15 protein-coding genes are annotated in these 18,061 nt (G+C 61.5%); 8 read left to right on the top strand and 7 right to left on the bottom strand.

Going from position 1 to position 18,061, the window contains the following annotated elements; translation table 11 throughout:
• Positions 1 to 9: 9 nt before the first annotated feature.
• On the bottom strand, positions 10 to 804 hold the full coding sequence (locus tag VGN12_27675) for a phosphoribosyltransferase family protein (protein ID HEY4313262.1): 795 nt from the start codon (positions 802 to 804) through the stop codon (positions 10 to 12).
• Positions 805 to 960: 156 nt separating this feature from the next.
• On the opposite strand from VGN12_27675, the gene VGN12_27680 reads away from it, so the two are divergent.
• The 3 genes from VGN12_27680 (at position 961) to VGN12_27690 (ending at position 5,369) form a co-directional block, all read left to right on the top strand.
• Positions 961 to 2,235, top strand: coding sequence for a PLP-dependent aminotransferase family protein (locus VGN12_27680; GenBank protein ID HEY4313263.1), 1,275 nt, complete (start codon positions 961 to 963; stop codon positions 2,233 to 2,235).
• A 215-nt stretch (positions 2,236 to 2,450) separates the two neighbouring features.
• A complete protein-coding gene (locus tag VGN12_27685; protein HEY4313264.1) occupies positions 2,451 to 3,587 on the top strand; it encodes an LptF/LptG family permease in 1,137 nt (378 codons plus the stop codon).
• A 99-nt stretch (positions 3,588 to 3,686) separates the two neighbouring features.
• Complete coding sequence (locus VGN12_27690; GenBank protein HEY4313265.1) at positions 3,687 to 5,369, top strand: AMP-binding protein; 1,683 nt, start codon at positions 3,687 to 3,689, stop codon at positions 5,367 to 5,369.
• Between the two features lie 165 nt (positions 5,370 to 5,534).
• Here VGN12_27690 and VGN12_27695 read toward each other — a convergent pair whose 3' ends face one another.
• From VGN12_27695 to VGN12_27705, 3 genes are all read right to left on the bottom strand, one after another.
• Complete coding sequence (locus VGN12_27695; GenBank protein HEY4313266.1) at positions 5,535 to 5,660, bottom strand: hypothetical protein; 126 nt, start codon at positions 5,658 to 5,660, stop codon at positions 5,535 to 5,537.
• A 378-nt stretch (positions 5,661 to 6,038) separates the two neighbouring features.
• Positions 6,039 to 6,962, bottom strand: coding sequence for a rhomboid family intramembrane serine protease (locus tag VGN12_27700; GenBank protein ID HEY4313267.1), 924 nt, complete (start codon positions 6,960 to 6,962; stop codon positions 6,039 to 6,041).
• 818 nt (positions 6,963 to 7,780) lie between these two features.
• On the bottom strand, positions 7,781 to 9,130 hold the full coding sequence (locus tag VGN12_27705) for a DUF1501 domain-containing protein (protein ID HEY4313268.1): 1,350 nt from the start codon (positions 9,128 to 9,130) through the stop codon (positions 7,781 to 7,783).
• A gap of 492 nt (positions 9,131 to 9,622) precedes the next feature.
• On the opposite strand from VGN12_27705, the gene VGN12_27710 reads away from it, so the two are divergent.
• Positions 9,623 to 10,744, top strand: coding sequence for a heparan-alpha-glucosaminide N-acetyltransferase domain-containing protein (locus tag VGN12_27710; GenBank protein HEY4313269.1), 1,122 nt, complete (start codon positions 9,623 to 9,625; stop codon positions 10,742 to 10,744).
• Between the two features lie 27 nt (positions 10,745 to 10,771).
• Here VGN12_27710 and VGN12_27715 read toward each other — a convergent pair whose 3' ends face one another.
• The gene (locus VGN12_27715) at positions 10,772 to 11,854 is read right to left on the bottom strand and encodes a CaiB/BaiF CoA-transferase family protein (GenBank protein ID HEY4313270.1); all 1,083 of its coding nucleotides are present in this window, start codon (positions 11,852 to 11,854) and stop codon (positions 10,772 to 10,774) included.
• A gap of 231 nt (positions 11,855 to 12,085) precedes the next feature.
• On the opposite strand from VGN12_27715, the gene VGN12_27720 reads away from it, so the two are divergent.
• From VGN12_27720 to VGN12_27730, 3 genes are all read left to right on the top strand, one after another.
• Positions 12,086 to 12,304 (top strand): hypothetical protein, encoded by a 219-nt coding sequence (locus VGN12_27720; protein ID HEY4313271.1) that lies wholly within the window; start codon positions 12,086 to 12,088, stop codon positions 12,302 to 12,304.
• Between the two features lie 131 nt (positions 12,305 to 12,435).
• Complete coding sequence (locus tag VGN12_27725; GenBank protein ID HEY4313272.1) at positions 12,436 to 13,218, top strand: PhzF family phenazine biosynthesis protein; 783 nt, start codon at positions 12,436 to 12,438, stop codon at positions 13,216 to 13,218.
• Positions 13,219 to 13,326: 108 nt separating this feature from the next.
• Positions 13,327 to 13,782, top strand: coding sequence for an SRPBCC domain-containing protein (locus VGN12_27730; GenBank protein ID HEY4313273.1), 456 nt, complete (start codon positions 13,327 to 13,329; stop codon positions 13,780 to 13,782).
• Between the two features lie 45 nt (positions 13,783 to 13,827).
• Here the strand turns inward: VGN12_27730 and VGN12_27735 are convergent, their stop codons facing one another.
• Entirely contained in the window at positions 13,828 to 15,009 is a 1,182-nt protein-coding gene (locus tag VGN12_27735; protein ID HEY4313274.1) for an acyl-CoA dehydrogenase family protein, read from the bottom strand.
• 124 nt (positions 15,010 to 15,133) lie between these two features.
• Positions 15,134 to 16,078, bottom strand: a complete 945-nt coding sequence (locus tag VGN12_27740; protein HEY4313275.1) for a histone deacetylase — start codon at positions 16,076 to 16,078, stop codon at positions 15,134 to 15,136.
• Between the two features lie 464 nt (positions 16,079 to 16,542).
• On the opposite strand from VGN12_27740, the gene VGN12_27745 reads away from it, so the two are divergent.
• Positions 16,543 to 18,036 carry a hypothetical protein gene (locus VGN12_27745; protein ID HEY4313276.1) on the top strand — a complete coding sequence of 498 codons (1,494 nt, stop codon included), beginning with the start codon at positions 16,543 to 16,545 and terminating at the stop codon, positions 18,034 to 18,036.
• Positions 18,037 to 18,061: the final 25 nt, after the last annotated feature.

Genomic DNA, 18,061 nt, shown 5'->3' on the forward strand with positions numbered 1-18,061 from the left:
CGCATTTGTTCAACGGGCGTTATCCGCGCGGGCCAGTACGGCGACGATAACCTGGGCTGCCCCGTCGCGCTTGAGAACCTTGGCGACTTCGTTAGCGGTGGCACCGGTCGTCAGCACATCGTCGACGACGATAACACATTTGTCCCGCAGATCGAGTTCCGGATGCACACGAAATGCTCCGCGGACATTCAGCAGCCGCTGTGTGCGCAGCATGGGGCCTTGCTTGCGCGTATTGCGAACGCGGCGCAGGCCACGGTGGTAATACGGAACATCAAGGCGCGCCGCCAGAGCCGCCGCCACGAGTTCGGCGTTGTTGGCGCGGCGCATTAATCGCCGAGTCCAATGCATCGGTACAGCCAGAACGACATTAGCTTTGAGGTCGTTGAAGGCTGCCGCGTGCCTATCGGCCAGCAATTGTCCCAGGGCCGCGGCCAGGGCCTCGTGCCCTGGCCCCTTTAACTGCAAGACGCAATCGCGCAGCTGATCCGTATACGAACCCAGCGGAATGACGCGATCGAATCGCGGACGGCGATCGTGGCATCCGGCGCAGAAGTGCGCATCGCCGGATGGCAAGGCAACGCCGCAGTGCGGGCAGCGAAAGGCAGGCTTGCCAATCAATACTGACTGGCACTCATCACACAGCATCGGTCCGGAAGTGAATTCGAAATCGTCGCGCAAACACCACACGCAGCGCGGCGGCAGGACCAGGCCCAACAGGGCGCGGGCCGCGCGCGGCGTCCAACTGCGCACGTTGGTTGCATTCACGCGGCGAAGTAAATCCCGGCTGGCAAACGCGATTCTCATGGCACCGATCGGTCGTCGATGGTTCCCAGCGAACATTCGGACCAGCCGACGTGTCGTTACAAATTACGCCTAACGACTGTCAGATTGACCCTAAAAGCGTACCTGCTTATGCTACCCCGTCCGAATTCTGCTGTCTTCTGGCCAGAGAACGTGAACATGTCATCGGTCGATTCCTTGAGCCGTCGGGCTGTTTCCGCCGCCAGCCAGCCCATCAGCGAGCTGATGCAGAAGGCGCTTGCGCATCCGGAATTGATCTCGTTGGCGGCCGGCTTCGTCGACCAGGTCTCGCTGCCCGTCGATGAAACGGCTCAGGCAATCGCCTCGGTGTTGAAGGATGTCCGCCGGGCGCAGGCGGCCTTGCAGTACGGCACGCCGGCCGGGCACCTGCCGCTGCGCGAGGCGGTGCTGGCCCAACTTTACGAAAACGACGGCGCCGCCCTGGCCGGGCAACATATCGCGGTCGATCAGGTTCTGATGACGGCCGGCAGCAACGAGCTGCTGCATCTGCTGGTCGATACGCTGTGTAATCCCGGCGACATCGTGCTCTGCCCCGAGCCGACGTACTTCGTGTTCCTGGGCATTTTGCACAACATCGGTGTCCGACCCGTCGGGGTTGCCGCAGACGAGCGTGGTCTGATTCCCGAGGCGCTCGACGAGGAACTCGCGCGGCTGGACGCGGCGGGTGAACTGGGACGCGTCAAAGCGCTGTATGTGGTCTCGTATTTCGACAATCCCAGCACCGTGACGCTGGCCGAAGAACGGCGCGGACTGGTCGTCGAAACGATCAAGCGTTGGTCGCGGCGCGGTACGATTCGCATTATCGAGGATGCCGCTTATCGGGAGCTTCGCTGCGAGGGGGCCGACGTCCCCAGTCTGCGATCGTACGATGCCGACGGCGAGACGGTGATCCTGACCGAGACTTTTTCAAAGTCGTTTTCCCCGGGGCTGCGCGTGGGGTGGGGTATCCTGCCGCGCGACCTGATCGAGCCGGTTGCGAATCAAAAAGGGAATATCGATTTCGGTGCGCCCAACTTCAGTCAGCACGTCATGACGGCGGCCATCGAAGAGGGGCTGCTACGGCCGCAAGTTCAGAAGCTGCGCAAACACTATTATGCGAAGCTGAACGCGACGCTTGCCGCCTGCGATGAATTTCTCGGGCCGCTGCCGGGCGTTTCTTGGAATCGTCCGACAGGCGGGATCTATGTTTGGTTGAAGTTGCCCGACGACGTCGAGGCCGGACCGAGCGGCGCGTTGTTCGACCACGCGGTGGAAGAAGGGGTGCTGTACGTGCCGGGCGAGTACTTTTATCCCGACCCGCAACGACACGGCGCGACAAACATGATCCGGCTGTGTTATGCCGTGCAATCGGTCGAACGCATCCGCCGCGGGATCGAGGCGCTGGCCCGAGCGCTGCGGAAGACGATGGGCTGACGGTCTGGCGTGTGGGGCATAAACGTCTTTGCGCGGCACAGGCACTCGGCGCGTTTCTCCGGGCTTTTTCGCCCATTTCAAATCCGGCTTGGCGGTTAGTCAGCGGCGTTCTATCTTGTGCGCCGCTGGCCGGGTAGTTTTGCTGCCGGTGCTAGCATGGCGGCGACATGTTCCCCGCCGAGGTCGACGGTTCCCACCTTCCTGCGCGAGTTGCGATGAAAATCCTCGACCGTTACTTGCTGAAGCAGTTCTTGCACGTGTTCATGATCTGCTTCATCAGCCTGACGGGGCTGTACGTCGTGCTGGACGCGTTCAGCCATCTCGATGATTTTCTGCGCTTCTCGGAAGACCAGGGATCGCTGCTCGTCGTGCTGGGCGAATATTACTTTTACAAGTCGATCGGCTTTTTCGAACGGCTGAGCGGTGTCATCTCGCTGATCGCGGCGATGTTTACCGTGACCTGGATTCAAAGGCACAACGAGCTGACCGCGCTGATGGCGGCTGGCATTTCGCGGGTGCGCGTCGTCAAGCCGGTGATCATGGCGTGTGTCACGTTGGCCGTGCTGACGGCCGTTGGGCGCGAGGTGATCATTCCTCGCCTGCGACAACAGTTGAGCCGCGATGCGCGGGATCTGGCCGGAGATCAGGCGCAACAGTTCCGACCGCGGCACGATAACCAGACCAGCATTCTATTGCGCGGCAACCAGGTGTATGCCAATGAGCAACGGGTCGAGACCCCCAGCTTCTTGCTGCCGCCGGAATTCAGCGAGTGGGGAACGCAACTCACGGCCGTTAATGCCTTCTATCAGGATCCGCACGAAGGCCGGCCGGGCGGATACCTGCTGGATGATGTGAAAGACCCATTGGGCATCGCGACCAAGCCGTCGCTGCGCGTCGGCGAACATGACGTGATCATTACGCCGGTCGATGCCCCGGACTGGCTCAAGCCGAACCAATGTTTCGTGGTGAGCGATGTCACGTTCGAACAATTGCGGGGTGGGCAGCAGTGGCGGCAATATTCGTCCATTGCCGAAATGGTGACTGGTCTGAAGAACCCCAGCCTTGATTTCGGCCCGGACGTGCGCGTCGCGGTCCATGTGCGCGTTGTGCAGCCGATGCTGGATGTCACGCTGCTGTTCCTGGGCCTGCCGCTGGTCTTGTCTCGCGAAAGCCGGAACATGTTTCTGTCGATCGGCATGTGCGTGGGCGTGGTCAGCGTCTACTCGCTGACGGTGCTTTCCTGCCAATACCTGGGCACGGTGTACATGCTTAGCCCGGCGCTGGCGGCGTGGTTGCCGCTGATGGTCTATGTGCCGATCGCGGTCGCGATGTTCGAACGCGCGCGACGGTAAAATGAAAGAGGCCCGGCGACCGGCAGGGTCCTTGTGCGCACTCCGCGTCATTCGTACGTTGGCATCGGCAAAACTCCCTGCAGGCGAGGAGGGATTGGCATGTCGGGTGAAACACCCATTCCCTGGATCGAAGGTCTGACGATCGGCCAGGTACTTCTGCGCACGGCGCGCGCGTATCCGGATCGTGATGCACTCGTGTTTCCTGGACTCGGCGTGCGATTCACTTTCGCCGATTTTCTGGCCGAGGTCGATCGCGCGGCGCGTGGTCTGGTGGCGCTGGGTATCCGACGGGGCGAACATGTCGCGATCTGGGCCACTAACGTACCGGAATGGGTGATCCTGCAATTCGCCACGGCACGAATCGGCGCGGTGCTGGTGACGATCAATCCGGCCTATCGCCCCTTTGAACTGGAGTACGTACTGCGGCAGAGCGATGCGGTGGCGCTGTTCCTGGTCGACCGGTTCAAGTCGTCTGATTATTTCGCCATGCTGGCCGAGGTTTGTCCGGAACTGGCGACGTTCGAGGGTGGATCGCCAGGCGGAAGTTTGCCGAGCGACCGTTTTCCTAAGTTGCGATCGGTCGTGGCGCTGAAAGGGGAGACGCCCCGCGGTGCAATTTCCTGGGAATCAATGCTCAATGGCGCCGATGCGGCGACTGACCTGGTGGCCCTCGGCGAGCAACTGTTCCCGACGGATCCGATTAACATTCAATACACCTCAGGTACGACCGGCTTTCCGAAGGCGGCCACGCTGAGCCATCGGAATTTGCTCTACAACGCCTTTTACGTGGGGGCGTGTCAGCGGCTGAGCGAGCGCGACCGGATTTGCATTCCGGTGCCGTTCTATCATTGCTTCGGCTGCGTGCTGGCGAACATGTGTTCGATCGTTTATGGCTCGGCGATGATCGCGCCGGCCGAGTCGTTTGATCCCGGCGCGACGCTGGCGGCGATCGAAAAAGAGCGCGCTACGGTGCTGTATGGCGTGCCGACCATGTTCATTGCGCAATTGCAGCACGAAAGTTTCGCCGGCCGGGATTTGTCCAGCCTGCGCACGGGCATCATGTCGGGCAGCCCCTGCCCGATCGAGGTCATGCGACAAGTCGTGGACCGGATGGGCGCGCGGGAGATTACGATCGCCTACGGTCAGACCGAAGCGTCGCCCGTGATCACGCAGACGCGATTTGACGATCCTATGGAGCTGCGAGTCGAAACCGTCGGCCGGCCGCTGCCGGGGGTCGAGGTCAAGCTGATCGACGCGGCCGACGGTCGCGCGCTCGGCGATAACGAGCAAGGAGAACTCTGTGCGCGCGGGCATGTCGTCATGCTCGGCTACTACAACAATCCCGAGGCCACGGCCAAGGCGATTGACGCCGAGGGATGGCTGCACACCGGGGATCTGGCGGTTCGGCAATCGAACGGCTACTACCGCATCACGGGCCGTATCAAGGACATGGTCATTCGCGGCGGCGAAAACATTTATCCACGCGAGATCGAGGAATTCCTTTTCACGCACCCTGCGGTGGAACAGGCAAGCGTGGTCGGCGTGCCGGATCCTAAATACGTGGAAGAGCTGTGTGCGTGGATCAAGCTCAAAGCGGGGGCGGGCTTAAGCGAGAGCGAAGTGCGGGACTTCTGCCGCGGCAAACTGGCGCATTACAAGGTGCCGCGCTACGTGCGGTTCGTCGAAGTCTTTCCGCAGACGGTCACCGGCAAGATCCAGAAATTCAAAATCCGCGAAACTATGATCGCCGAGCTAGGGCTGACGCAGGCCGAGACTGCGTGAGGCGTGCCGCACGAGCGCGCGTAGAAACTCAACAGCGCGCAAAAAAAGAGGGAGGATGCCAAGGCATGCCTCCCTCTTGCGAAATTCTCGCTAATGCTCGCCCCCCTCGTGGAAAACCACGCCGTGGCGAACCACGGTTATCGGACGAGTTCTGCTCTTAGCGGACTACTTGGGGGCTTCAGCCGGAGGAGCTGCGGGAGCAGGCGTTGTGGCGGGCTTCTTCTGCTCGCCACAGCCAATGATGGCAACGCCCAGACCCAGGATCGCTACGAAGGCGAACAACTGTCTCATCGATATCTCTCCTTTTGAAAAACGTACTCGATCTACCCCGCGCGTCGGTATAGGTCCGAAACGCACGCCGGCGATCGCTCTACCCATTCCTCGCACGCACACGCGACGCCGCTTTGAGGCAGAACACACTTGCCGACGCAAGAGTGTTCCGACGCCGCATCCAGATTCGCTCTTCTTTCACGCCACTTGGTCGTTTACTGACCTTCGCGGTGGCCGCATTGTATGAGCTTTTCGCGGCGGCTGGCAAGTACTAGAGAACGTGCCGCGTGGGTTTTTGCCCGGTCACGTGCGAAGCGAGACGATATATCCGGTGTACAGAGCAAAGTGCCCCAGCACGCAGACGTGTCGTGTGCGGCTTAGTTAAAGATTGCCGGAAAATCAGCGGCGCAGCCCACGCCAGGCGTACGGTGCGTATGCCGCAAGAATACCCGTGACGAGCCCCACGGCATGCACCCCATTGGCGATGTTGCTCATGGCAGGTGTAAAGCAAAGAAAAAACCAAAATAACATCATCATTACCGTGCCGGAGCTCAGCAGAAATCCGGACGTTGGATCGAGGCGCCCGCGAATCCAGATGTAACCGAACAGCCCGTAAGCAACGCCCGACATGCCACCGAAGTAAGGAGGCATGCCGCGATGCGCGTCCCAAAAGTATTCGCCTAGGTTTGAGAGCACCGCGATGAGTACGACCAGGCCGGCCGTGCGCAGGGAGCCGATGCGAAATTCTACCAGCGAACCCAGATCGAACGTCGCGAACATATTGAAGAGCAGATGCACCGCGCTCATGTGGATGAAGATCGGCGTAATTAATCGCCACCACTCGCCGCGTAGCGTGACCGACAGCGTTAAGAAGCTCAGCTGGTTGCCAAACACCACGGGGGGCGTGATCCACAGCTCGGAAAGCTTGACGATGTTGGACGCCGGAGCGCCGAAGCCCATGAAGAGCGCGACGCCGCAACTGATTGACACGAGCGCCACGGTGATCGGACGCCGTCCGCCGCCGCGATTGTCCCACCGGCTGCGCATGTCGATCGCGTTCTTGCGATATTGTCGCTCTTGAGCGGCATTAGCACGCTCGAGAGCGCGGGCCTGGCGGGCCGCCTCGTCATAGCGCGGGTCGGCAGGATTTTTCACGAACTCTTCGAGTGCCGTCTGGGCCTGGGTCCGCTGGTCTTCCTCGTAGACCCAGATCGCGGATCCCGAGTCCTGGACATCGACGCGGCTGCGAATGCCGAGGGTCAGCAGATAGTCGGCCAGGCGCTGTGCATCGCGGCCCTGAGGAACGGTCCCGATTTGCCGCATGCCTGCTTCCCATATGGACCACGCCGTGAATAGAAATCGCGGCGGTTAGTTCCCTGAGCCCCCGAACGACCTCAAGGCTACCCGGCCGATGCGGTCAGTCCAAGGGGTGGGGCTTTGCAGACTGGGAGCGGCAAGGTTGAAAACCTGTGGCTATTCTTCTGTAGCTGGCCTCTTCGAGGCCGGGCCGCAAAATTGGCGCTCCGCGGTCACAGACCCCAGCTACAGACTTTGCGGTTCGCCAAGCGGGCTAGTTATGTCGCTGGCGAGAAGAAGAAAAACCCGTGCTGGGCGAGCGACTTGCGCCACTCACCCAAGCACGGGCATTCTTCTGGCTAGGCGGAAGCCAGTCGAACCTTGAATATCGCGTCGAGCGCTTGCGATGCGTCGCGCGAATTTACTTGTCGTGGTAGATCAGCGGTCCAGATTCGCCCCTGTTGCGGTAACTGCGGTCCTGCAGTGTTCGAACGTCGCCGCGGTCGATTCGCGACGGCGATGGATTGCCCCCAGGCGATTCGCGCCACAGTTCCTTGTGGCGGGAGAAAAGGTGCCCCAGCCAAGCGCATTGCTAGCGATGTCCCACTGAGCAACCGGGATGCCAGTTACCGAGAGGCATTGGGGCCGATGCCAGCCGGGCGACCGCAACTAGCTATTGGGAAAGAGATTACGGACCTGTCATAAAATGATAAATCCGCGCGGATGCCGAAATGATGCCCGGGAGATTGCCCGCAATTTCGACCGCTTACGCTTTAGAAATGGGCACGCGCGGCCTTCGCGAGGGGGACGTAGAGCGGTGTGCGGCACGCTTCGATTGCCGCCGCTTAGACCAGCAGTTCGCCCATCACGTCGCCGTGCGGGACGAGCCGATGCGGCCGCTGGAACTGGTCATGAATGAACATGCCCGAGTCGATTCCCAGCACGTGATAGATCGTGGCGATGCAGTCGCCGGGGGTCATGGCATTGCGGGCCGGGAAGGCGCCGATTTTGTCGCTGGCCCCGTAGACGAAGCCGGGCTTGAAGCCACCGCCCGCCAGAAAAACGCTGTAGCAGAAATTCCAGTGATCGCGGCCGGCGTTGTTGGCGTTGATCTTCGGCGTGCGGCCAAAGTCGCCCAGCACCGCGACGAGCGTGCGGTCGAGCAGTCCGCGATCGGCCAGGTCCGTGATCAGGCTCGTGCAAGCTCCATCGAATTGCGGTAGCAGAATATCTTTCAACTTTTGGAAGTTGCCGCCGTGGGTATCCCACGTGGCATTGGCGTCGGGCGCCCAGGAGATCGTTACCAGGCGCGTACCGGCCTCGATCATGCGTCGCGCGAGCAGCACGCTTTGGCCATAGATGTTGCGGCCGTAACTGTCGCGAACGCTATCGGGTTCAGCCGAGAGGCGAAAAGCCTGTTGCGTCGTTTCCGAGGTCAATAGATCGAGCGCCCGCTGCTGAAACCGATCGAGCGAATCTTGCGCCGAGCGACCCGGGCCGGAAAAGCGCTGATCGACTTCGGAGAGCAACGACCGTCGGGCGGCCAATCGTTCGAGCGACACGTCGGCCAGAAGCGTCAGCTCGGGCACTGCAAAATCGGCCGCGTTCGGATCGCGCAGCACAAACAGCGGATCGAACGACCGCCCCAACAGTCCGCCGAAAAAGCCCGGCTGCGGCGGACCGCCGGCCCCTTCCTTCGTAATGTAGGGCAACGTGATGTGCGGGACGATTTGCCGCTGGGGCGGGCGCAGCATCGCCAATACCGAACCGGGCGAAGGATTATCGGTCGGCAAAGTGCCGCCGCCGATTTCGCCTCGATCGTGTCCGGTGAGCGACGTGTACACGGCCGCGGCATGTGCGTTGTTGACGCTGTGATGCATCGAGCGGATCAACGTCGCGCGATGCATTTGCGTGGCCAGGCGCGGGAGATGTTCCGAGAACTGAACGCCTGGCAGGGTGGTCGCGATTGGTTGGAATTCGCCGCGAATGCCGTCGGGTGCCTCGGGCTTCATGTCCCACATGTCGAGATGGCTGGGACCGCCGTTCAAGAAGATGATGATGCACGAGTCCGCGCGGGGCGTCAGGCCGGCTGCCGAAGCGTTGGCCTCGGCGCGCAGCAAGCGCGGCAACGAGACACCGGCCAGCCCAAGGCCACCGATCTGAAGCATCTGCCGGCGCGAGAACATCCGTGACATGGCGTGCGTGCGTCCGCGGTGACAGGGTGGGAAACGTCGGGCAGGGTCCCGTCAGTGTAAGCCAATCGCGCCCGAGGGGCAACGAAATCGTGGCCGTTCGGTACCCCGCGCATGGCTAGGTCGAGGTATCGCTGAACAACAGTTTTGCGACAGCCCAGATCGGAATCAGCAGGAAGAACAGCACGATCAACACACCCATCAGCGACGAGAACATGGCTAAACCCTCCTCAGTTCGATGAACAAGGATTGTCGCACACCGTTTTTCCCGTTGGCGCGTCCCATTGGCTGCGGAACCGCGGCCATCTCACCTAAAGAACCGTAGCTTGCGGGTCAGTGTAACCAGCGACGCAATTGATACCAAAGCGGAAACGCAGGCTTGTTACCACGGCAGCACACGACCAGAATGGCGAGCCGACGGCTGCCGAGGCCATTTTGTGCTTTCGCTGCCGTGGCACGGTCGATGCCCGCCCACCAGTACCCACCGATTGTTCCATGCCACCCGCCGAATCCGCTTCCGCGCCTGCCAGAATGTTGTCGGTCGATGCCCTGCGCGGTTTCGACATGTTCTGGATTATGGGGGCCGATGGGCTGGTCGCAGCGCTCCATGAATTGTCGGACTGGCCGCTGGTGGCTTTTGCCGCCGAGCAGTTGGAGCACCGCCAGTGGCACGGCTTCACTTTCTATGATTTGATCTTTCCGCTGTTCATCTATGTCGTCGGCGTTTCGATCGTGCTTTCGCTGGGCAAGAAACGTGACGAGTTGGCGGATCGCGGCGAGCTATACGCGCGCATCGTGCGGCGGGCCCTGGTGCTGTATGTGCTGGGCGTGCTGTTCTACGGCGGGCTGTCGAACAGTTTGAACGAGATTCGCTGGGTCGGCGTGCTGCAACGCATTGCTGTTTGCTACCTGTGCGGCGCGATAGTGTTTCTCAACCTGCGTCCGCGCGGGCAGGCCATCCTGTTGACTGGAATACTGCTGGGCTATTGGGCGCTGATGACGCTGGTGCCGGTGCCGGGCTTTGGCTCGGGGGACTTTACACCCGAAGGAAACCTGGCGGGGCATGTCGACCGGCTGCTGCTGCCCGGGCGCGCCTGGTTCAGAGATCTTGGCTGGGATCCTGAAGGTTTATTGAGCACGATCCCCGCGATCGGCAGTTGCTTGATAGGGCTCTTGAGCGGCGAGTTGCTGGCCAACGTTCGCGTGCTGCCGCAGAAGAAGGTATGGCTGCTGGTCGCCGCGGCGACCGTGGCGCTGGCCGTCGGGTTTGCCTGGGGAAACTGGTTTCCGATCAACAAGAAGATGTGGACGTCGTCGTACACCCTGGTGGCCGGTGGGTATAGCTGTTTGCTGTTGGCGCTGTTTTATCAAACGATCGACATTTGGCAGTGGCGCCGCTGGTGCTTTCCGTTTGTGGTGATCGGGTCGAACGCGATATTCATCTATATCGCAGCCGAGATTGTTCCCTTTGACCAGATCGCGCAGCGTTTCGTCGGCGGGGAAATCGCCGCCCGGCTAGGGAATTGGGCGGGCGTCGTGGCGATCGTCGTCCAACTGGCGCTGGAGTTCGCCATTCTGTGGTGGATGTACACGAAGCGAATTTTCATCCGCATCTGATGCGTTGTGCGTGTCGCAAACGTAGAGCTACTTGTCTCGCTCGTCGGTTTCGAAGCCGGCCAGCGACGCCGGCATTTTCGGTAACTGCAGCGAGCGACCGTCTGGCGTGGGGAATGAAACGAAGCTGCGTCGCGACACCCATTGCGGATGGCGGCAAACTTCGCTGAATGTGAGCACCGCTTCGCAACAGGCATCGACCTCGGCGAACATTGCCTCGCATTGGGCTCGGGTTCTGGTGGCAAAGGCATCGGCCAGTCGGACCACGGTGCCGTCGGCCTCGGGGCCGCCGTGAAAGGGGGCGTTCGCCAATTCCGGCATGCCCAGCCGAGTGACCAAGGCCAGCCAGAACTTCGGCTCGAGCGCGCCGATCGTGACGTATTGATCGTCGCTGGTGCGGAAGATCCGATAACAGGGCGCCCCGCCGCTGAGCAACTCTCCGTCGCGGCGTGGATCCTTCTCCTCCGCGCCGGCCGCGGCGTACAGAGTCGACATCAGCGGCAACAACTGCTCGGACATGCTGACGTCGATGTGTCGGCCACGGCCCGTTTTCTCCCGCTCCAGTAGCGCCGCCAGCACGAGCATCGCCGCCGCGTAGGATCCGGCGGCGGTATCGGCAACTTGTAGCGGTGGGTTGGCGGGACTGGTTGCATCGCCCCCGGCGATCGACAGCACGCCTGCCAGGGCCTGGTAATTCAGATCGTGTCCGGCCCGCTGCGCGTAGGGACCATTCTGACCGTAGCCCGAAATGCTGCACAGTACGAGCCGGGCGTTGATCGCGCGCAACCGCTCGTAACCGATTTCGAGTTTATCGATGACTCCCGGCCGAAAACCTTCCAGTACCACGTCGGCGTCGCGCGCGAGTTCCATGAACCGCTGCCGGTCGGCGTCTTCCTTGAGATTTAACGACATGGTTTCCTTACCGCGATTTATTGCCGCGTAGGTCGCAGAGACCGGACCGACCATTGGCGGCCATAACGCCATGTAATCGCCGGGGCTAGGGGGCTCGACCTTTGTGACGCGGGCGCCCATGTCGCGCAGGATTTGCGTGGCCAGCGGACCCGGCAATAACAGCGAAAGATCAAGAATGTGGATGCCCGATAGTGGCGGCATCGGTTAGTCCCTCTGGGCGTGTGATTGGGAACGTTTTGGCCAGTTGACGTGCGCGATTCCGGTCGAGCCTTCGCCAACCGGAAAAATGGGCAGCTCTCGTGGCTAACAGTACCATCCGCGCCGGCTTCGAGCCATGCGCGGCGCACCACTGCGTTACGCGGTTGATCGCCGGCAGCAGGTCCGCGCGGTAAAATGCCTGTCTGGCACATGGGACAACTTTGAACGGACCTTATGCAACAAATCAAAATTTTCAAGGGCATCGAAAACGCGCTCTCGACGTTGGAAGCCGACGTCAATGCCTGGCTAGCCGAGTCAGGTGCCGAAGTACTGCACATCTTTGGCAACATCGCGCCCCAGAGCGGGCCCTCGGTCGTGAAGTCCGATAGCCGGGCGCACCCGGATTATCCTCCGTCGGACGTGTTGCTGGTCGTACATTATCGCAAGCCGTAGCGGGCACGAGATGCTGCGCGACGTGCGATTGCTTGACGAAGCGCGCGAACTTTCGCTGGCGGATCGCTGTCTGTGCGGGGCAGGCCGGCATAAGGTTTCATGCGGCTGCAATGCACGAGCGAGGGTGACGCGTGGCAATTCCTGTCTTTCAAGTCGATGCCTTTACCGAGCAGGTATTCGGTGGCAATCCCGCGGCGGTTTGCCCGCTCGAAACGTGGCTGCCGGACGATACGCTGCAAGCGATCGCCGCCGAGCACAATCTGTCGGAGACCGCCTACCTGCGCCGCGCCCAACCGGGCGTGTACGACCTGCGCTGGTTCACGCCCGCGGTCGAAGTCGACTTGTGTGGTCATGCGACACTGGCGTCGGCCCGCGTGGTCTTTGATCACCTGGAGCCGTGGCTCGACGAAGTGGCGTTCGAGACGCGCAGCGGTCGTCTGTTGGTGAAACGGGCTGGCGAGAAGCTGGCGATGGATTTCCCCGCGCGGCGGCCTGTTGCTTGCGCGCCGCCCGCGGGGCTCATCGAGGGATTGGGTCGGCAGCCGCAGATGGTGCTGAAATCGCGCGATTTCTTGGCCGTCTTCGCCGACGAAGACGAGGTGCGCGCGCTCGTGCCGAATATGGCATTGCTTAAGACAGTGCCCAGCTTGGGCGTGATCGTTACGGCGCCGGGCAAGAATATCGATTTCGTGTCGCGGTTTTTCGCGCCGCAGGCCGGCATCGACGAAGACCCGGTGACCGGGTCGGCCCATTCGACGCTCGTTCCCTATTGGGCCGAACGGTTGGGCAAAACGGAATTGCACGCCTTGCAAGTCTCGCGGCGCGGCGGCGAACTATGGTGCAAAGACCTCGGCGAGCGCGTGGAAATCGCCGGGCAGGCCGTGCTCTACTCGCGCGGAACGATCCTGCTCTAACGCGCGCACGACTTGGTTTGCGGCCGACTAGGCGGTGTCGTGCGACGTTCGTAAAATGCTCGCTGTGAACATTTCTCGAAAACGAATGCCCTGGCGTGCCGGACTCTAATGGCGAATCCCAAAGCTGTGTTCGGTGGTGAAGAGCACTTTCAGGCCACGCCCGAGCGGCTGTATGCCCAGCTCACTGATCTGGACGGCATGACGAAGATTCTGCCCGACATCGTGTCGGCCGAGCGGGTGGACGATCATTCATTGCGGGCCGTAGTGCGGCCGGGCTTTTCGTTTTTGCGCGGCACGATGCGACTGCTCATTTCGCTGGCCGACCGGCAGCCGCCGACGTCGGCCACGATGAACGTCGCGGCCGAAGGGATCGGGGTTTCGATGCGTGTCGCTTCGACCTTGAACATCGCGCCGGACGGCGCCGGGTCGAAGCTCACTTGGGAAGCTCGCATCGAAGAATTGAAAGGTTTGGCCGCGGCCCTTAGTCCCGGGCTGATCAAGGCTGCCGCGGATCAGGTGATCCGTCACGCCTGGACTCAAGTCCGAACAGAACTCGGCGAATAGCGGCGCGCTGGCTGGCGATTGCGTACGCTTGCGGCCTAAAGGGTATTAGCCGAAGGCGGCGAAATCTTTTCCTAATAGTGCCGACGCGATCTTCAACTTCATGATCTCGTCGGTCCCTTCGTAGATGCGGCAAACGCGGACGTCCTGCAAATGACGTCCGACGCGATACAGTTCGGACCAGCCGCGACCGCCAAAGATTTGCACGGCCCGATCGGCCGCCTCCCAGGCAGCGTTGGTGGCGAAGAATTTCGCCTCGGCCACCAGGAAGTCAGCCTTCAATGCCAAGGCCGCGTCACTGTAATCCGCATCGCTCGCGGCTTTTGCCAGGGCGGCACGCTCGACCAATGCGTCACTGGCGGCGCGGGCCATTTCGATCTGGGCGATGTGTTCCTGTATCAGTTGATGCTTACCGATTGGCTTGCCATGTTGCACGCGCGTCCGCGCGTACTCCAGCGCCTCGGTAAGGCAGTCTTCGATGACCCCCAGGCAACCGGCCGCCACGCTTAACCGGCCCGAGACCAGTGTCCCCATTGCGATGCGGAAGCCGTTTCCCTCTTCGCCCAATAGATTCTCGGCCGGCACCGGATGATCGGTCATCTGAAACATGCCGGTGTTGGCCGTGAACATGCCAGGCTTGGCATGCAGGTCCTCGGCCTCGAACGTGGCGCCTGCTGTGTCGACGACAAACGCGCTCATGCGGCGCTCTTTGCCGGTTTTCCCTTCCGGATAACCAAAGGCCACGACGGCGTTGGCGATACCACCGTTCGAGATCAGGTACTTCACGCCGTTGAGCAGGTATCGATTTCCGTCGCGGCGATAGGTCGTGGTCATTTCCAGCGGATTGCTGCCGGCGTCAGGCTCAGTTAGGCCGAAAGCCAGGATCATGTCGCCACGCGACGACGGAGCCAGATAACGGCGGTGCTGATCAACGTTGCCGTATCGCAGGATCGGATACTGGCCGATCGAGGTCTGTCCGGAGAAGAACGTGCGAACGCCGGTCCCCTCGCGCCCGATTCTCGCCAAGGCCCGGGCGTAGGTCAGCGAATCGGCGCCGCGCCCTCCGTATTCGACCGGGATCGGCATGCCTAGCAGCTTGTATTTTTTCGCCAACTCGATCGTTTGATCATTGAAACGATGTTCGACGTAGCACAGCTCCTCGCTGGGACGCAGCTCCTGGCAATAGGCATCGACATCGGCCAGTAACTGCTTGCTTGCGTCGGCGTTCATGACAGGATTTTTCCAGAGGCGAGAGGGGGGCGTTACGAAAAATTCGTGCCACGTTTGTCATTGACGAGCGCAGTAAAGCGACTGTCGAGAGCCAGTGCGAGACATCGAGACGAGACACGGAACGCTATTCGACATGCGCTGATCCCAGCAGCCGTCGCAGGTGGACTTCCACGCAGCCGGCCAGGATACCGGGGTTATATCCCCCCTCCAAGACACTGACCAGCCGACCGTCGGCGTAACTGTCAGCGACGTTCAGCACGGCATCGGTGAGTGGTTCGAAGTCTTCGATTTCGAGGCCCAGCGAACCGACGGGGTCTTCGGCATGACTGTCAAAGCCGGCGCTGACCAGCACCAGTTGCGGCTGTATACGCGTGGCGAAGCGGTCGAGCGAATCGGCGAAGCAGCGTATGTACTCTTTGCGCGACAGGCCGAATTCAATGGGCAGATTCAGGGTACTTCCCAGCGCGTCCCCCGTGCCGGTTTCATCCTTCCAGCCGGTGCCGGGGTAAAACGGCCAGCGGTGAATCGAGAAGAATCCCACCCGCGGATCTTCCCAGAACATATCCTGGGTTCCGTTGCCGTGGTGAACGTCCCAATCGACGATCAGGACCCGGTCCAAGCCCAACTCGCGCGTGGCGACCGCCGCCGCTACGGCGATGTTGTTGAACAGGCAAAAACCCATCGGCGCGTTGACCAGCGCGTGGTGGCCGGGGGGGCGAACGAGGCAGAGGGCGTTCCGATCTTCGCCGGCAACGACGCGTCGCACCGCATCCGTTGCTGCCCCTGCTGCCAGTCGGGCGACATCATAGCTTTGCGCGCATACGACCGTGTCGCTCTCGATATGCCCGCCGCCGGCCTGGGCGAACGCGGCCAGCTCGCGCGCGTAATCGAGCGAATGAACCAGACCCAGCGACGCGTCGGTGACCGGCTCCCAAGCCGGGCGCGTCGTGAGGCTGTCCAAACCCGTCCGGGCCAGATGGGCGACAATCTGTTCAAGCCTTTGGGGGCGTTCAGGATGCGCACCGGTGCGATGGTCGAGAAACCGTGGATCGTAGTAGAGAAGCGTCATGCGATCCTCGACCGAATCTTGGGGCCGTGTTGGCTGTTCGGGGCGCCGAATTGCTTGCTGCCAAGGTAACTTTAGGGGAGCCGCGAGTCGGCTGTCAAACATGCTTTGATCGCCGGCGGGCCCCTGCTTCACCCCAATCTTGGGAGGGCTGGCAAAAAGCACGTAAACTGCTGGCGTATCAAGGAGAAACGACTTGACGTCGCGCGCATTTCGGTGGTAGCCTGAAGTTGTTGTTGAGGGGGACGAAAGTCGGCGCCATGCGTGGCCGGGGGGGCCCGGTTTGTCGACGGTCGAAGAGGACCCTATGCAACAGTTCAAGAACCATCGCGCACGAGCTCATTCGAGCGACTCATTTCAGCAATTCTGCTCGTGCCGTTGAAACACTGCAGCAAAAAGTAGCGAGCGGTTTTGCGCGTCGCCGTGGACGTTGTCGCGCCCGCTACGGCGGATTACGATCTTTCAAGATGCTAGCAATTTCTCGTCACTACCGGCTGGTGTGCGTTCCCCTGGCTGTGCTCAGCCTGCTGGGAGCCGGTCGCGCTGCGCCCGTTGCGGCGAAAGCGCCCGCACCGAAGAAGGCCGTGACGGGCGGGAAGAATCCCAACTACGAAGAGATCAAGGCCGAACCCGACCCCAAGGAATGGAAGCTCAAAAAGACGGCGCTGATGGCCGAAGGGAGATTCCCCGAAGGAGCCGCGGGAGAAGAAGACAAGAAGATGTTCGACAACCACTACAAGCTGGTTGTCGCCGAGATGACGCAGTGGCAATATCGGGCCATGTTGCACACGAAATGGCGTGATCTGAAGAACGACATGAAGGGGTTCTGGCGCGCCCCGGATAAGACGCTGCACACTAAGCTCGTCGGCGACATGGCGAAGCTGTTGCCCATAGTGTTCGAGGCCAGCAAGGGGCAGAAGTATTCGCCATTTGCCCGGTACACAGCTCTGCTGACCTATGGCGAATTGAACTCGGATGAAGGGGCCGACGCTGGCGGTGCCGGGGTCGTTCCTTATGCCGAAGCTCTTCCCCGTTTGATCGCGGTGCTGAAGAACAAAGACAACAAGTACCCGGCCTATTTGCAGTGGGCGGCGTTTGCCGGCATGACCCGGCACATCGTTTGTACGAAGAACTCGATCACGCCCGAAAATCGCAAGGAGTTGGTGCAGATTCTCGCGGCCTGGCTGAAAAATCCCCCAGCCGACGGGATCACGCCCGAGGTGCAAAGTTTCACGCGCCGTCGCGCGTCGGACCTGTTGCGCCTGCTGGCTGGTCGCTGGCCCGAGGCGAACAACGTGGACGTCGTCACGGCGCTGAACCAATTCGCCGCCGACGAAGACGCCCCGCTGGACGATCGCTGCGAGGCGATTCGTACACTGGGTTCGCTCGACAAGAAGAGCTTTCCGGAAAAGAACATTCCCGCCGTGGCACGCACGATCGCGCTGTTGACGGCGGAAGTCGGGCGTTTGACGCCGGCCCCGCAGCCGATCGCGGCTCCCGCGGTTGAAGAAGGGGCCGAAGAACCTGCAGCCGATGGGGCCGCGCCCCCGGCCGATGCCCCGGCTGTCGCCGAAAAAGCCCCGCCAGCCGCCGTGGCTGCCGCGGACCCGGCAGTTCCTGCCGAAGAAGCCTCGGTCGGCAAATCGCAAAACGTTCTGCCCCCCGACCTGCAGGCGTACTTTTTAACCTGCCTGCGCAGCGGTGTACTCGGTCCCCCCGACGTGCAGTCGCGCGGCCTGGGGAGTGCCGCGACCGCCGATAACAAGCAACTGCTCATGGATGTCGTCGGCAAGATCGACGAGATGATCGCCGTCGTGAAACGAAAGAAACGCGAAGACAAGCTCAGCGAAGACGAGATTCGCAAACTGCAAGACTTGGCCACGGGCGTGGAAACCATCATCGGTCATAAACCGGCCGACGCCGATGGAGCGACCGAACAAGCCAGGGCCACAAAGCGATAGCGTAAATGTTGGGATGTGCGTGCAT

It is taken from the genome of Pirellulales bacterium (assembly GCA_036499395.1).
In the GTDB taxonomy this organism is placed as follows: Bacteria; Planctomycetota; Planctomycetia; order Pirellulales; family JACPPG01; genus JACPPG01.

Coding starts and splice junctions, on each gene's coding strand:
- VGN12_27730 (HEY4313273.1), top strand. CDS start 13,327: ATGGCGAATCCCAAAGCTGTGTTCGGTGGTGAAGAGCACTTTCAGGCC.
- VGN12_27680 (HEY4313263.1), top strand. CDS start 961: ATGTCATCGGTCGATTCCTTGAGCCGTCGGGCTGTTTCCGCCGCCAGC.
- VGN12_27700 (HEY4313267.1), bottom strand. CDS start 6,962: ATGCGGCAAATCGGGACCGTTCCTCAGGGCCGCGATGCACAGCGCCTG.
- VGN12_27690 (HEY4313265.1), top strand. CDS start 3,687: ATGTCGGGTGAAACACCCATTCCCTGGATCGAAGGTCTGACGATCGGC.
- VGN12_27720 (HEY4313271.1), top strand. CDS start 12,086: ATGCAACAAATCAAAATTTTCAAGGGCATCGAAAACGCGCTCTCGACG.
- VGN12_27685 (HEY4313264.1), top strand. CDS start 2,451: ATGAAAATCCTCGACCGTTACTTGCTGAAGCAGTTCTTGCACGTGTTC.
- VGN12_27735 (HEY4313274.1), bottom strand. CDS start 15,009: ATGAACGCCGACGCAAGCAAGCAGTTACTGGCCGATGTCGATGCCTAT.
- VGN12_27705 (HEY4313268.1), bottom strand. CDS start 9,130: ATGTCACGGATGTTCTCGCGCCGGCAGATGCTTCAGATCGGTGGCCTT.
- VGN12_27745 (HEY4313276.1), top strand. CDS start 16,543: ATGCTAGCAATTTCTCGTCACTACCGGCTGGTGTGCGTTCCCCTGGCT.
- VGN12_27710 (HEY4313269.1), top strand. CDS start 9,623: ATGCCACCCGCCGAATCCGCTTCCGCGCCTGCCAGAATGTTGTCGGTC.
- VGN12_27740 (HEY4313275.1), bottom strand. CDS start 16,078: ATGACGCTTCTCTACTACGATCCACGGTTTCTCGACCATCGCACCGGT.
- VGN12_27675 (HEY4313262.1), bottom strand. CDS start 804: ATGAGAATCGCGTTTGCCAGCCGGGATTTACTTCGCCGCGTGAATGCA.
- VGN12_27695 (HEY4313266.1), bottom strand. CDS start 5,660: ATGAGACAGTTGTTCGCCTTCGTAGCGATCCTGGGTCTGGGCGTTGCC.
- VGN12_27715 (HEY4313270.1), bottom strand. CDS start 11,854: ATGCCGCCACTATCGGGCATCCACATTCTTGATCTTTCGCTGTTATTG.